This window comes from Achromobacter sp. B7 (assembly GCF_003600685.1).
In the GTDB taxonomy this organism is placed as follows: domain Bacteria; phylum Pseudomonadota; class Gammaproteobacteria; order Burkholderiales; family Burkholderiaceae_B; genus Achromobacter; species Achromobacter spanius_B.
Window position 1 is genome coordinate 91,483 of the sequence record NZ_CP032084.1, and the last position, 12,683, is coordinate 104,165.

Here is a 12,683-nt window from a genome sequence, read left to right on the forward strand (position 1 = left end):
AGCACATGTCCAACATCGATTTCAGCCAGCCGCGTGAGGCCGCGCGCGCCTTTACGCCCACGCTGTCGGCCTTCGTCGACAACACGCTTTACCCCGACGTGTGGGGCGACCCCGCGCTGGGGCTCCGAGACCGCAGCCTGGTCACCGTGGCCGCGCTGATTGCCGCTGGCCACACGGACGAACTGCCTGCCCATTTGCGTCGCGCCGTCGGCAACGGTGTGACGCGTGAAGAACTGGCGGCGGCGATCACGCACCTGGCGTTCTACGTCGGCTTTCCCGCAGCAATTACCGCATCGGCGATTGCACAACACACACTTGCCGCAACACCCGAAATCGGCGCGAAGGACAAGCAATGAAAGCGATTATTTTTGAACAGTTTGGCGAGGCCGACGTGCTTGAAGTGGCCGATGTTCCCCCGCCCGAAATGCGCCCGGACGACCTTATCGTCCGCGTGCATGCCGCTGGCGTGAATCGCGCCGACCTGACGCACCGCCGGGGTGGCTACGGCCGCCCGAATTTTGGCGATTCCACCATCATGGGCCTGGAGATTGCCGGCGTAGTGCTGCAAGCAGGAAGCGCCGTGCGTGGATTCAAGGTGGGCGACCGCGTGATGGGTGTGGTGGGCGGCGGCGCCTACGCGGAAGTTGCGCGCTTGGACTGGCGCATGGCCTTGCCCGTTCCCGACGCGCTGGATTACGTCCATGCCGCCGCGATCCCCGAAGTGTTCGTCACCGCGCACGAAGCCATGCTGCACCTTGGGCGCTTGCGTGCCGGAGATTCCGTGCTGATCCACGCGGCGGCCGGCGGCGTGGGTTCCGCGGCGGTGCAGCTTGCCAGAGCGACGGGCGCCACCGTGTACGCCACGGCCGAGGCCAGCAAGCTGGCACAGGTGCAGCAACTGGGCGCCGATTGCGTCATCGACTATCGCACGCAGGACTACGCGCGGGTCGTGGCCGAACACACGTCCAAGCGGGGCGTGGACGTAGTCATCGACTTCATCGGCGCGCCCAACTTCGCACGCAACATCGCGTCGCTGGCCAACGGCGGGCGGCTGGTTCAGGTGGGTATCCTGGGCGGCGGCGGCCAGGTCAACATCGCGCTTGAAGACATCCTCTATCGCCATCTGCAAATTTTTGGCACCGTCATGAAATCGCGTCCACAAGCCGAAAAACACGCAATGGTGCAGCGCTTTCGCGAGCATTGGCTGGACCGCTTTTCCAGCGGCGCCGGGCTGGTTCCCGTCGTCGACAGCACCTATACGCTTGAACGCGCATCGGACGCGCACCGCCGAATGGAATCGTCCCAGAACGTGGGGAAGATCATTTTGACGATGGGGGCGTAGGGGAACCAGGGCAGCGCGCGCGGGTGCCTGGGGCGCCAATCAGTTGTATCCTTTTGCCCGTCGTCATCATTCACGAGAGAGCGCGCGTGCATTGTCAAACTTGTGGGGCGGCGCATCGCGGTCGTGGCCGGCTTTGCGACGAGTGCAGCAAAACCTTGTCCGGCTTGTCCGACGCCAAGCAGGCGCCGCCACCGCTGGGTGGCTTCGATGTGGAAAAGGAGCCGGCTGCTCCGACGTATAAAGAACCGCTCTCCAAGGAGGGCGGCTGGCATCGGCCGCAGCTCGTGCGCATGGACGTCATACCCATCGCGCTGGCGGGCCGTTCGCTACAGCGGGGATGGCTTACCGCGTTCGGCGCGGCGGGGCTGGCCGTCACCATTGGCGAAGTGGCTTTCAAGTGGGGCGTGTGGTGGTTCTGGTTTGTTGTGCCCAGCGCGATTGCGTTTCTGATCGGCCATGGTTTGATGAAGAAGCGGTTTGTACGGCTTGCCGGCTTGTTCAACTTCGAAGCCGATAAGTCGGGGCGGGTCTACCTCACCACGATGGGTGGGAGCTGCCCCGTCTGCAATGCGGAAATCAAGCTGAAAGATATCGGGCCGCAGAAGCGCAGCAAGACGGTCATTCAGTGTGCGGATAACAGGACGCATCAATGGGCGTTCGACCCCAAGCAGCTGGAGTCGCTGTAGCCGGGTGGTTCATTCATCCACCGAACGCATATCGCAGGTCGTCTCGGCGGACGCGCAGAGGCCCCGAAACCACGCGCGGCCCCGCGCACGATCCTTCGGGGCAAGGCGTTCGAATTTCTCGTTGTTGCGCATCTCGTAATCAAGCAGCAGCCAGTCGCCTTCGCATGCCACGATGCCTTGCAGCGTGGCGCGTTCGGTCAGCCAGTCGTGGCCCAGGTCCAGCAGCCGTTCGGTGGCGATGTCCGGGCGCGCGTAACCCCGCGCCGATTGGATGCCGACTTGCGCATCCGCCGCTTCGATCCAGCCTTCGCCGCGATACACGGGCCGGGGCTGGCTGACGTCGCCACCCGTCATGTCGTCGCTGGCATTCTTGATCTTGAGCCAGCCGTCGCGCGCCTCGGTGACATCGAACGTGACGCTGTAGTAATCGATATCCGGATCGGGGCCATCGCCCAGCGTAGTGGGCAGGCTGCCCAGCACGTCGGACGTGGCGGACGCCTCGGCGCGCACCAGAATTTCGGACTTCTGGTTGGTGGTCCACCCTGAAAAGGCGCATGCCGTCGGGCCTGGCGGCGTCCAGGCGGCGACGCTGGACGGGGCTTGCGCGCCCACAAGGGGCGGCAGCGTCAGCGCGGCAAGCAGCACAAGCGTACGTTGAACGGTCATTGGGAATTACCGCTGAAGGCAGCTGCTGATGTCCGAAGCGAGCCGGGCCATTTCCTTGTCCACGCCCAGGTCCGTGCAATAAGCGCCCGCGCCACGCAAAGACAGCTTCAAGGTAGACGTCTTCTTTGAGACCTCGGCCCGCAGACGGAAGCCGCCGGTGTTGGGCGTGCTGTAATTTTTTGACTCCAGCACGCCGGATTGCGTGTCGCGGATGGCGTAGCCGCTGTCGAACAGCGAACCATGGTCTTTGCTGGAGACGCTTGCCTGATCGATGCAGGCGAACACCGCATCAACCGATGCGTTTTGCGGCACCGCGATCGACGCGCTTTTGCTGGGACCGAATGCGTCGCACATGCCGGAAGACATAGAACAAGCGCCCAGCAATGCGGCAATACCCAACGTCAATGCCAGGCGGCCCGATCGCTGCCAGCTTGCCCACGCCTTGCGATTGCAGTGCATATCCTTGATCTCCTGAAACGCCTTGAAGTGCCATGAAGTGGCACCGTGGTTACCGTGTCGCAGCGATATTCGCGCGCCGCAACGAGGCGCGCAACGTGTGTTCCAGCTGGCCCAGACCCACATTGCCGCAGCCAACCAAGGTCAGTTCCTGCAAGCGTCGCAACGTTGCCAGCACGCTGATATCCGCAATGCGCGCGCAGTACTGGATGTTCAGAAATTCCAACTCGGCAAGGGTCGCAATCGAGCCGATCGTATCCAGCAAGGGTAGGTTCTTCAGACGCAGCGAACGCAGGCCGGGCAGCTGTTCAATGCCGGATAGCGTTGTCAGGGTCCGCCCACCCAACAGGCCAAGCGCGACCAGCGGCAGCGGCGCCAGGCGATTGAACAGCGACGAATCGAACGGCACGTTCCACAGGTTCAGTTCTTTCAACGCCAGCTGCAACGCGCTATCCACCAACGCGCCGCGCCGATCGGGAATGGCCGATAGCGATATCAACGCGGGGAAGTCCTGTGGGTCCAAGCGCAGCGTTGCGCCGACGGTCAGGGATTCCAGGCGGGGCATCGGACCCGCCTGCCAGGTATAGGTGCCCGATTGGGGATGCATGGACAAGTGGCGCAGGCTGGCGGGCAGCATATCGGCGCGCAGCCCCTTTACGACGCTGGGCAGGATGACGCCCGGTCCAATCGACAAATGGACCAGCGAGGGCAGCCGGGCGATGAGCTCGGGCAGGACTTGCAGGGGATCTTCGTGCGGCGCCCACAGGTGCACGTCTGTGATCTGGGCCAGCGTGGCCTCGTCCGGTGGCGCATCGTAGAACACGAGGCGCGCATCGTCGCCGGGAAAGTGCGCGGACTGGCGGCTATGCATGAAGCGCCAAGTCTGATCCCGGCCGGGCAGGGGCGTCGAAAACGGGATGGGCGACATGCGGTTTTCCAAAGGAATTTGGATCGCCAGTTTACGACGCGGATCAAGACCGCGATCACCCATGTGTAGCGCGGCCCGGGCTCTTTGGGCCTTATGGGGCCGACCTGTCAAAAACGTGAACGACGCGGAAGCGCTCACACACCAGCATCATGTCCGGCGAGTAACCGCCATTGCGTTCGAAGTAGGCAATGTGTTCGTCGCGCCAGACCGGGTACGGGCCTTCGCCTTCGGCGACGGCGAACGCTTCGTCGACCTGGTCAAAGCGCTGGATCAATACGCCGGTCGTCTCGATGACGCAGGCGGGGCGGCCCTGGCCGTCCAGCACGACATCGCGCCGGCCCGCTTGGGGTACGGGCTCTTCGTCGCCGAAGTGGTGCAGCGCCCCGCAAGTGGCGGTCTTGGTTCCGGCCAGCACAAGGGCCAGCAAGGCGTCGGCAAGTTCCGGCGAATCGCCGAATTGAAACGTCACGGCGTCTTCGAAGGGGGCGGGTGGTTTCATGGTTGGCATGGGTGCTGCACCTGATTCGGGTCGGGGATGGACGTTGTGCGGTCCACGGCCAGGCGCCTCTTTTCAGCGCGGGCCGAGTACAAGACAGAAACGTGATGATGGCATTCTAGTGACTTTGATGCGGGCGAGCCGTGACCCCGCCGGCATGCCCATTACGTGCCACCGCCCAGCCCCTACGCGCCTGCCGCCGCGCGCGCGTGCGACCGTGACGTCAGGGTGGCCAGCATCGCCGCCACCAGCAGCACCACGGCGCTGACTGCAAAGGTGCTTCGATACCCGCTGTGGTCGAACAGCAGCCCCCCTATCGTCGACCCCAGCGCAATGGACAGCTGGATCACCGCCACCATCAAGCCGCCTGCGGCTTCGGCGGATCGGGGCATGGCTTGCGCCACCCAACTCCACCAGCCGACGGGCGCGGCAGTGGCCAGCAGCCCCCACAAGCCCAACAGCATCGCGACCACGGTCAGCGAGGCGCCGAATGGGATCAGCGCCAGGGCGATGACCGCCATCAACACGGGGATGACGATCAGGGGCGGATACAGGCCTTTTTTGAGGACCGTGCCAATCAGGCCGGTGCTCACGACGCCCGCCACGCCAATGGCCAGCAAGACCAGCGACAACGCCGACACGCCCACGTGCGTGACGGTTTCCAGGAAAGGCCGCAAATAGGTGAACAGCGCGAATTGCCCCATGAAGAACGCACCGCAAGCGGCCATGGCCAGCGCAACGAAGGGGCGCTTGAGCAGCGTGACTGCGTTGCCCGACGCTCGCGTAGGCGGCTCGGCTTGCATGGCGGGCAGGCTGACCCATTGCCACGCCAGCGCCAGTGCCGCCACCGGCACCAGGCACAGGAAGGCGCCGCGCCACCCTATCGCCGCCGCCAGGTAGCTGCCCAGCGGCGGCGCCACGACGGTGGCCAGCGCATTGCCGCCATTGAAGACGGCCAAGGCGCGTGGCACCTGAAGCGGCGGTACCAGCCGCATGGCGGTCGCCGCCGACATCGACCAGAAACCGCCGATGACCACGCCGATCAGCGCGCGGCCCACCATGTACACCGGGTAATTCGGCGCCAGCGCCACGGTGGCGCCAGAGACGGCCATCAGCGCCGTCAATCCCAGCAACAGCGACTTGCGGTTCATGCTGCCGGCCAGTCTGCCGATGGACAGGCTGGTCAGTACGGCGAACGCGCCCGAAATGGCAATGCCCTGCCCCGCCAGCCCTTCGCTGACCTGGAGGTCCGTGGCGATCAGGGTCAGCAGGCTGACCGGCATGAATTCCGAGGCGATCAGCGCAAAGACGCACAACGTCATCGCGAAGACGCCACCCCAATGGGCCGGCGCATCGGGGCTGACGTGCCCAGCGCCGGGTGCGTCGTGATCCGGCGTGCCGGCCGCCGTGGCCTGCTGCGTGGATGTGGTCATGACGCCTCCACGCGCCCCAGATGCTTGTCGAAGAATGCGTTCAACGTCGCCCACGGAATCAACGTGACGCGGTCGTAGAGGTCGACATGGCCGGCACCGGGAACGATGTACAGGGTCTTGGGCTCGGCCGCCCGGCGATAGGCGTCTTCGCTGAACTCGCGCGAATGCGCCTGATCGCCCGCGATCAACAGCAGCGGGCGGGGCGAAATCGTTTCAATGTCGTTGAACGGATAGAAGTTCATGAACTTGACGTTGCTGGTCAGCGTGGGGTGCGTCGTCAATGCGGGTGAGGAGCCGGCAGGCGTGAATTGCCCGCGCGGCGTGCGGTAGAAGTCGTAGAACTCGCGGTCCACAGGCGTCGATTCGGCGGTCAGCTGATGCACGCTGCCGCTGGTGTACTTTCGTTCGCCACCGGCGAATTCCACATCGCGTTGCTGCGCGGCGTCGGCAATGATGGCCTGGCGTTGCGCAGGCGTCAGCGCGCGGTTCAACGCGTGGCGGTTGGCGGCGCCCATGTCGTACATGCTGACCGTGGCAATGGCCTTGATGCGTGGGTCGATCTTGGCCGCGCTGATGACGAAGCTGCCGCTTCCGCAAACGCCGATGGCGCCGACGTTGTCCCGATCAACCATGGGCTGCGCCCGCAGGAAGTCCACGGCCGCGCTGAAGTCTTCGGCGTAGATGTCCGGCGATACGGCGTTGCGCGGCTGGCCGGCGCTTGCGCCCCAGAACGACAGGTCCAAAGACAACGTGACGAAGCCCTGCTCGGCCATCTTGGTGGCATACAGGTTTGCGCTTTGTTCCTTGACGGCGCCCATGGGGTGGCCGACCACAATCGCGGGCGTTTTTTTGCGGCGGTCCAGATCCTTGGGGGTGAACAGGTTGCCGGCCACCTCCATCTGGTATTGGTTCTTGAACGTCACCTTCTGGACCGTGACGCGGTCGCTGGTGTAGAAGTTATCGGCGCCTTCGGGCGTTGCGCCTGCCGGTTGCGCGGCAGCGGCCAATGCGGCGGTGCCCGTGGACGACAGCCCGCTTAGCGCTGCCATGCCGGTGCCGATGCCGGCGGCCTTTAACAAGGTGCGGCGGTTGGCATCGGGTTGATGGGCCGGGTCGACAGCGGCGGTTTCAAGGGGGTTGGACGCTTGCATGGCGGCTTCCTTCACGGGAATTGACGGGATGGTCTCCATTTTGAAGATGAGCGATAAGCTAGACTAGATAATGAATCCTTAATTGCCCTATTAGCCCAGCTAATAAATAAGACGAGCCGCGCGCATGGCGAAACGCAACCTGAACGATCTGCTGGCCTTTGTTACCGTGGCGCGGGAACGCAGCTTCACGCGTGCGGCGGGCACGCTGGGCGTGACGCAATCGGCGTTAAGCCAGGCGGTGCGCGGCCTGGAAGAACGGCTGCAAATCCGGCTGCTGACGCGCACCACGCGCAGCGTGTCGCCCACGCCCGCCGGCGAGCGGCTGATGCAGGCCATCGGCCACCGCTTTGACGAGATCGAAGCGGAGCTGGATGCGCTGACCGAACTGCGCGACAAGCCCGCCGGCACCGTGCGCATCACCTGCGGCGATCACATCCTGCGGTCCGTGCTGTTGCCCCGGCTGGCGCCGGTACTGCGCGACTACCCCGAAATCAATGTCGAGTTCGACGTCAGCTATGGGCTGCGCGATATCGTCGCCGACCGCTTCGATGCAGGCGTGCGCCTGGGTAACACCATCGACAAAGACATGATCGCCGTGCCGATCGGGCCGGTGCTGCGCATGGCGGTGGTGGGCTCGCCCGACTACTTTTCCCGGCATCCCATACCGTTGACGCCCGACGACCTGACCGCGCATCAATGCATCAATCAGCGCATGCCGACGTCTGGCGGCTTGTATGTGTGGGACTTTGAACGCCGGGGCCGGCAGGTGAATGTGCGCGTGGATGGGCAGCTGATCTTCAACACCGCACCGCCGCAGGTGGACGCGGCGCTGGCGGGGCTGGGCTTGGCCCTGCTGCCCGAAGATGAACTGATGCCGCACATCGAAGCCGGCGCACTGGTGCGCGTACTGGAAGACTGGTGCCCGACGTTCACCGGCTATCACCTTTACTATCCCAGCCGCCGCCAGCCCTCGCCGGCGTTTTCCATCGTGTTGAAGGCGCTGCGACGCGGGTGATGTGTGATCGGCGCTGCGTTATCGATGTTGCGTTATCGATGTTGCTTTATCGACGTTGCGTTATCGGATCCACGCGCTTGGCGCGCTCGGATCAGCGCACGTCCGTCGCCAGCTTCACGCTCAGGCCGATCAACGCCAACCCGGCCAGCCGCCTCGCCACAGTCCGGGCGCCCGGCAATGCCGAGCAGCGCCGCGCCACCCGGTGGCCGATCGACACCAAGGCGGTTTGGTAAAGCAGGCTTAGCACCGTCACGTGCAGCATCATCGCCAACAGCGTTGCAGGGCTGGCTTGCGGCTTCAGGAACAAGGGAAAGAACGCAACAAAGAACAGCATGACCTTGGGGTTGGTCAGGCTGACCAGGAACGCGCGGCGAAAGGCGGCCCGCGCCGACACGCGCCTGGCAGGCGCCCCGCCATCCATCGCGCCCTGTTTGCGCAATAGCTGCACGCCCAGCCACAACAAGTACGCCACGCCGGACCATTGCAGCGCCCGGAAGATCAGCGGGTGCGCCTGCATGATGGCGGCCAGGCCCGCCACGGCCGCCACCATGAACAGCAGGTCGCCCACCAGCGTGCCCATCACCGCGGCCATGCCCGCGCGCTTGCCGTTGCGCGCGGTGGCGTCCAGAATGGCGATCGTGCCCGCGCCGGGCACCGCCTGGAATATCAGGATGGCAACGATGAAACTGCCGTAGTGCTGGATATCGAGCATGCTGTTTTGGTTCAGCCGTCTACGTTGAGGAACCCAAATTATCGAGTTCACCCCAGGCTTCGATACAGTACATTCTTCTTCTGAAAAACGATTTTCCTGTCGTTTTTTCTTGTGAAAACGGGGCTGCGCAAGAATGGATAAAAATGATCTGGATGACATCGCGTGGCGTCTGTTGCGCGCGCTGCAAGAGGATGCGCGCGCGCCGTTGAAGACCTTGGCCCAAGCGGCCGGTTTGTCGGTGGCGGCCACGGCGGAAAGACTTAAGCGCTTGCAGGACGCGGGCATCGCGCAGCGTTTTTCGGTTGAGGTGGACGCCGCAAAAGCGGGATACCCGGTAAAGGCCATCGTTGGCATCACGGCGACGCAGCCGGGCAAGAAGGCGCTTCTGGATCGCTTGCGCCAGGCGCCCGAAGTGCTGGAGTGCCATCACGTCGCCGGCGCGGATTCCTACATGATGACGGTGGTGGCCACTGGCCTGGCGGATCTGGAACGCTTTATCGGCACGATCAACGGCTATGGCGAAACCCGAACATCCATCGTTTTCTCCACGCCGATTGAGCGCCGGGGCGTGGTGCCGCCCGCCGTTGGCAAGCGAACCTAGCGCCCGGCCGGTGCCGCCTGCGCGCGCGGCATGGGCTTCTGGTCGAACGCCCGTTCCTCTGGCAAACTTCCCGCCATGCTACGCATCGACAACCTCAGCAAGCGCTACGGCGACTACCTTGTATTCCAAGGCCTGACTCATACGTTCGAGCCCGGCTGCATGGCGCTGTGCGAAGAAGACAGCACCGGAAAATCCAGCTTGCTGGGCATCATCGCGGGCGTGATCCCGCCTGACGGCGGAGACGTCTGGATAGACGGGCATTCCCTTGAGCAAGCACCGCAGCTAGCCCGGTCGCGCGTGGCCTATGTGCCGGACAACTGCCTGGAATTTCCGACGCAGACCGGGCGCGACTTCCTGTTGAAAGCGGCGGCGGAAAAAAACGTCAGCCTGGATGACAGCGTGCTGGATCTGGCATCGCGCCTGGGGTTGGAACCGCATCTGGACAAGCGCTTTGAGCAGATGTCCACGGGCACGCGCCGCAAGGTGTACCTGACCGCCGCCGCGCTGGGCGAGCCGGCCGTCGTGGTTGCCGACGGTGCCAGCAACGGGCTGGACGCGCAGGCGCGCGCCGTGCTGGCCGACGTGTTCAAGACCTGGGCGCGCGACCGCGTCGTGCTGTTTGCCAGCCACGACCCCGAACTGGTGCAAGCCTGCAACGCGCGCATGCTTAACGTGGCCGATCTGCGCCAGGCAGCGGGGCCAGCTAGCCGCTAGCCGCTGGATTTTGACTGTTCACCGCCAGCCGAAGCCGCAAGCCGTTAGCCGATAGCCGTTAGCCGATAGCCGTTATCCCACAGCCCCCCACGCCTGGAAACACATCAGCGCTTGGACGCCTGCAAGACCTCGATGAACGCCTTGCTGAATGCGGGGATGTCGTCGGGTTTGCGGCTGGATACCAGCGTGCCGTCCACCACCACTTCCTGATCCACCCAGTTGGCGCCGGCGTTGCGCAGGTCGTCCTGTAGCGACGGCCAGCTCGTCATGGTGCGGCCGCGCACGACGTTCGCGGACACCAGCAGCCACGGCCCGTGGCAGATAACGGCAACGGGCTTGCCCGCGTCCAACATGGCACGAACAAAGTCCTGCGCCTTGGGATGCATGCGGATTTCGTCCCCGTTCATTACGCCGCCGGGCAACAGCAGCCCGTCGAATACCGAGGGTTCCGCTTCGGCCTGCGTGAACGTCAGGTCCACGGGAAAGCGGTCGCCGGGTTTGTCGTGATGCATGCCTTGAATCGGCTCGCTGCGCGCCGATATCAACACGGTGCGGGCGCCTTCCGCTTGCAGACGGTCGCGCGGACCGGTCAGTTCTACCTGTTCGAAACCATCCACGGCCAGAATCGCGATGGTCATGTCGTTAAGAGTTGCCATGATTGCTCCCTGTGCGGGGCCCCGTGCGAGCGACACGCGGCGGGCCGGGGCCGTGCCCGCCGAGTCGTTGGCGCAGCAAGTGCCATGCCGACAGCGCGCGCGGGCTAGGGAATATCTGGCGCGGACCGCTCAGGCCACGTTGGCGAAACGCTGGTCCAGATACGCAATGATCTCGCTGGATTCATACATCCAGCGCGTGCCGGCGGCCTCGTCGATACGCAGGCAAGGCACCTTGATCTTGCCGCCGCCGGCCAGCAGCTGTTCACGCGCCTGGGGGTCGTTCTTGGCGTCGTGCAGCGTTACGGGCACGTTCAGGCGGTGCATGGCCCGACGCGTTTTCACGCAGAACGGGCAGGCCTTGAATTGGTAGAGCGACAGCGCGGCGGCTTCCGCGTTGACGCTGGCCTGGCCTTGGGCCGATCGCTGTTGCGGGCGCGGACGAGTCAGCGCGTCGCCAATGACGATCAGTTGACCCAGGCCGACACGCAGGGCTTTGACTAGCATGGAGAATGGACTCAAAACAAAGGAAAGAGGCGGTCAGTCTACTCTTTCGCCGCGCCCCGCCCTCAGGTCTGCGCCGACTCGTGGCCGTGCAGCGTCTTCAGCCTTCGCAATTCCGGAAACCACCGCATCCACAGCCCGGCGACCGCAATCGTGCCCATGCCGCCCAGCACCACGGCCGGCACCGCGCCGAACAGCGCGGCCGTCAAACCGGATTCAAATTCGCCCAGCTGGTTCGACGCGCCGATAAACAAGGTGTTCACCGCGCTGACACGGCCCAGCATGTGGTCGGGCGTGTTCAGCTGCACCAGCGAGGACCGCACCACGACACTGACCGCGTCGGCCGCGCCCAGCACGACCAGGGCCGCCACTGACAACGGAATTGACGTGGACAAACCAAATACGGTCGTCGCCAACCCGAACACGATCAGCGAACCGAACAGCAGCCGCCCGACGTTGTCGCCCAGGCTTAAGCGCGCCAGCGTCAACGACATCAAGGCCGCGCCGCACGCGGGCGCCGCACGCAAGGCGCCCAAGGCCCATGGCCCGGCATTAAGGATGTCTTTGGCGAACAGCGGCAGCAAGGCCGTGGCGCCGCCCAGCAGCACCGCGAATAGATCCAGCGACAAGGTGCCCAGCAGCAGCCGGCGTTGGAAGATGAAGGTGATGCCCGCGAACAGCGTGCGCCAGGTTGTGGGTTCCTTGCGCGGCGGCGCGCGTTCGATGACCAGGGTGGCAATGGACGCGAATGCCGTCAGGTACAACGCGGCTGCCACGCAATAGATCCAGCCGGCGCCCAGGCTGTAGCCGATGCCGCCCAGCGCGGGTCCGGCGATCTGGGCGACCTGCCCGCCCGATGATGACAGTGCCGTGGCGCGTGGCAGCCATGCGCGCGGCACCACGGCGGGGATGAGCGTGGACAAGGTGGGCGCTTCGAACGCGCGCGCCGAACTCATGATGATGATGGTGGCGTAGATCAGCGTCTTGCCGCCCACGCCATGCAGCGCGGCAATGGCCAGCACCAGCGTCGCCAGCGTTTCCATCGCCATGCACACGGCGACGATCTTGCGGCGGTCGTAGCGGTCGGCCACGTGGCCCACCACCAGCGTAAGCGCGGCCATGGGCAGGAACTGGGCCAGGCCGATCAAGCCCAGGTCCATGGCGCTGCCGGACAGCGCGTAGATCTGCCAGCCGACCGCTACCGAGACGATCTGGAAGGCCAGTGACGCGCTGACGCGGGCGAACAGGAAGTGCAGGAAAGGTGGGCGGGTAAGCGGACTGGGGGAATCGGGGGCGGGCATGAGAGCGTGCGCGGCAGGCGCGCGG

Annotated in this window: 16 protein-coding genes; 6 read left to right on the forward strand and 10 right to left on the reverse strand. The window is 64.8% G+C overall.

What is annotated here, in order from left to right; translation table 11 throughout:
• The first annotated feature begins 5 nt into the window (after positions 1-5).
• The 3 genes from DVB37_RS00425 (at position 6) to DVB37_RS00435 (ending at position 2,028) form a co-directional block, all read left to right on the forward strand.
• Complete coding sequence (locus tag DVB37_RS00425; RefSeq protein WP_120153360.1) at positions 6-356, forward strand: carboxymuconolactone decarboxylase family protein; 351 nt, start codon at positions 6-8, stop codon at positions 354-356.
• The gene (locus tag DVB37_RS00430; protein WP_120153362.1) at positions 353-1,342 is read left to right on the forward strand and encodes an NAD(P)H-quinone oxidoreductase; all 990 of its coding nucleotides are present in this window, start codon (positions 353-355) and stop codon (positions 1,340-1,342) included. The genes DVB37_RS00425 and DVB37_RS00430 overlap by 4 nt, the downstream gene beginning before the upstream one ends.
• A 164-nt stretch (positions 1,343-1,506) precedes the next feature.
• On the forward strand, positions 1,507-2,028 hold the full coding sequence (locus DVB37_RS00435) for a hypothetical protein (RefSeq protein WP_162941137.1): 522 nt from the start codon (positions 1,507-1,509) through the stop codon (positions 2,026-2,028).
• Positions 2,029-2,037: 9 nt separating this feature from the next.
• Here the strand turns inward: DVB37_RS00435 and DVB37_RS00440 are convergent, their stop codons facing one another.
• The 6 genes from DVB37_RS00440 to DVB37_RS00465 form a co-directional block, all read right to left on the reverse strand.
• On the reverse strand, positions 2,038-2,694 hold the full coding sequence (locus tag DVB37_RS00440; protein ID WP_120153366.1) for a hypothetical protein: 657 nt from the start codon (positions 2,692-2,694) through the stop codon (positions 2,038-2,040).
• Positions 2,695-2,700: 6 nt separating this feature from the next.
• Entirely contained in the window at positions 2,701-3,153 is a 453-nt protein-coding gene (locus DVB37_RS00445; protein WP_120153368.1) for a hypothetical protein, read from the reverse strand.
• Positions 3,154-3,202: 49 nt separating this feature from the next.
• Positions 3,203-4,078 (reverse strand): leucine-rich repeat domain-containing protein, encoded by an 876-nt coding sequence (locus DVB37_RS00450; RefSeq protein WP_120153370.1) that lies wholly within the window; start codon positions 4,076-4,078, stop codon positions 3,203-3,205.
• 91 nt (positions 4,079-4,169) lie between these two features.
• Positions 4,170-4,586 (reverse strand): ASCH domain-containing protein, encoded by a 417-nt coding sequence (locus tag DVB37_RS00455; protein ID WP_240434016.1) that lies wholly within the window; start codon positions 4,584-4,586, stop codon positions 4,170-4,172.
• Between the two features lie 173 nt (positions 4,587-4,759).
• A complete protein-coding gene (locus DVB37_RS00460) occupies positions 4,760-6,007 on the reverse strand; it encodes an MFS transporter (RefSeq protein ID WP_120153373.1) in 1,248 nt (415 codons plus the stop codon).
• Complete coding sequence (locus tag DVB37_RS00465) at positions 6,004-7,158, reverse strand: alpha/beta hydrolase (RefSeq protein WP_240434017.1); 1,155 nt, start codon at positions 7,156-7,158, stop codon at positions 6,004-6,006. The genes DVB37_RS00460 and DVB37_RS00465 overlap by 4 nt, the downstream gene beginning before the upstream one ends.
• A 124-nt stretch (positions 7,159-7,282) precedes the next feature.
• Between DVB37_RS00465 and DVB37_RS00470 the strand changes: the two genes are divergently transcribed.
• Positions 7,283-8,173 (forward strand): LysR family transcriptional regulator, encoded by an 891-nt coding sequence (locus tag DVB37_RS00470; protein WP_046803964.1) that lies wholly within the window; start codon positions 7,283-7,285, stop codon positions 8,171-8,173.
• Between the two features lie 91 nt (positions 8,174-8,264).
• Here the strand turns inward: DVB37_RS00470 and DVB37_RS00475 are convergent, their stop codons facing one another.
• Positions 8,265-8,885, reverse strand: a complete 621-nt coding sequence (locus DVB37_RS00475) for a LysE family translocator (RefSeq protein WP_120153374.1) — start codon at positions 8,883-8,885, stop codon at positions 8,265-8,267.
• A gap of 133 nt (positions 8,886-9,018) precedes the next feature.
• On the opposite strand from DVB37_RS00475, the gene DVB37_RS00480 reads away from it, so the two are divergent.
• Both DVB37_RS00480 and DVB37_RS00485 read left to right on the forward strand, forming a co-directional pair.
• Positions 9,019-9,486, forward strand: coding sequence for an Lrp/AsnC family transcriptional regulator (locus DVB37_RS00480; RefSeq protein WP_120153376.1), 468 nt, complete (start codon positions 9,019-9,021; stop codon positions 9,484-9,486).
• Between the two features lie 75 nt (positions 9,487-9,561).
• Positions 9,562-10,200, forward strand: coding sequence for an ATP-binding cassette domain-containing protein (locus DVB37_RS00485; RefSeq protein ID WP_120153379.1), 639 nt, complete (start codon positions 9,562-9,564; stop codon positions 10,198-10,200).
• A 104-nt stretch (positions 10,201-10,304) separates the two neighbouring features.
• On the opposite strand, the gene DVB37_RS00490 is transcribed toward DVB37_RS00485, so the two are convergent.
• The 3 genes from DVB37_RS00490 to DVB37_RS00500 form a co-directional block, all read right to left on the reverse strand.
• The gene (locus DVB37_RS00490) at positions 10,305-10,856 is read right to left on the reverse strand and encodes a type 1 glutamine amidotransferase domain-containing protein (RefSeq protein ID WP_046803960.1); all 552 of its coding nucleotides are present in this window, start codon (positions 10,854-10,856) and stop codon (positions 10,305-10,307) included.
• Between the two features lie 129 nt (positions 10,857-10,985).
• Complete coding sequence (locus DVB37_RS00495) at positions 10,986-11,360, reverse strand: glutathione S-transferase N-terminal domain-containing protein (RefSeq protein WP_046803959.1); 375 nt, start codon at positions 11,358-11,360, stop codon at positions 10,986-10,988.
• Between the two features lie 62 nt (positions 11,361-11,422).
• Complete coding sequence (locus DVB37_RS00500; protein ID WP_120153381.1) at positions 11,423-12,658, reverse strand: MFS transporter; 1,236 nt, start codon at positions 12,656-12,658, stop codon at positions 11,423-11,425.
• Between the last annotated feature and the right edge of the window lie 25 nt (positions 12,659-12,683).

Coding starts and splice junctions, on each gene's coding strand:
- DVB37_RS00450 (WP_120153370.1), bottom strand. CDS start 4,078: ATGTCGCCCATCCCGTTTTCGACGCCCCTGCCCGGCCGGGATCAGACT.
- DVB37_RS00475 (WP_120153374.1), bottom strand. CDS start 8,885: ATGCTCGATATCCAGCACTACGGCAGTTTCATCGTTGCCATCCTGATA.
- DVB37_RS00490 (WP_046803960.1), bottom strand. CDS start 10,856: ATGGCAACTCTTAACGACATGACCATCGCGATTCTGGCCGTGGATGGT.
- DVB37_RS00430 (WP_120153362.1), top strand. CDS start 353: ATGAAAGCGATTATTTTTGAACAGTTTGGCGAGGCCGACGTGCTTGAA.
- DVB37_RS00460 (WP_120153373.1), bottom strand. CDS start 6,007: ATGACCACATCCACGCAGCAGGCCACGGCGGCCGGCACGCCGGATCAC.
- DVB37_RS00485 (WP_120153379.1), top strand. CDS start 9,562: ATGCTACGCATCGACAACCTCAGCAAGCGCTACGGCGACTACCTTGTA.
- DVB37_RS00440 (WP_120153366.1), bottom strand. CDS start 2,694: ATGACCGTTCAACGTACGCTTGTGCTGCTTGCCGCGCTGACGCTGCCG.
- DVB37_RS00470 (WP_046803964.1), top strand. CDS start 7,283: ATGGCGAAACGCAACCTGAACGATCTGCTGGCCTTTGTTACCGTGGCG.
- DVB37_RS00455 (WP_240434016.1), bottom strand. CDS start 4,586: ATGCCAACCATGAAACCACCCGCCCCCTTCGAAGACGCCGTGACGTTT.
- DVB37_RS00445 (WP_120153368.1), bottom strand. CDS start 3,153: ATGCACTGCAATCGCAAGGCGTGGGCAAGCTGGCAGCGATCGGGCCGC.
- DVB37_RS00465 (WP_240434017.1), bottom strand. CDS start 7,158: ATGCAAGCGTCCAACCCCCTTGAAACCGCCGCTGTCGACCCGGCCCAT.
- DVB37_RS00480 (WP_120153376.1), top strand. CDS start 9,019: ATGGATAAAAATGATCTGGATGACATCGCGTGGCGTCTGTTGCGCGCG.
- DVB37_RS00495 (WP_046803959.1), bottom strand. CDS start 11,360: ATGCTAGTCAAAGCCCTGCGTGTCGGCCTGGGTCAACTGATCGTCATT.
- DVB37_RS00425 (WP_120153360.1), top strand. CDS start 6: ATGTCCAACATCGATTTCAGCCAGCCGCGTGAGGCCGCGCGCGCCTTT.
- DVB37_RS00500 (WP_120153381.1), bottom strand. CDS start 12,658: ATGCCCGCCCCCGATTCCCCCAGTCCGCTTACCCGCCCACCTTTCCTG.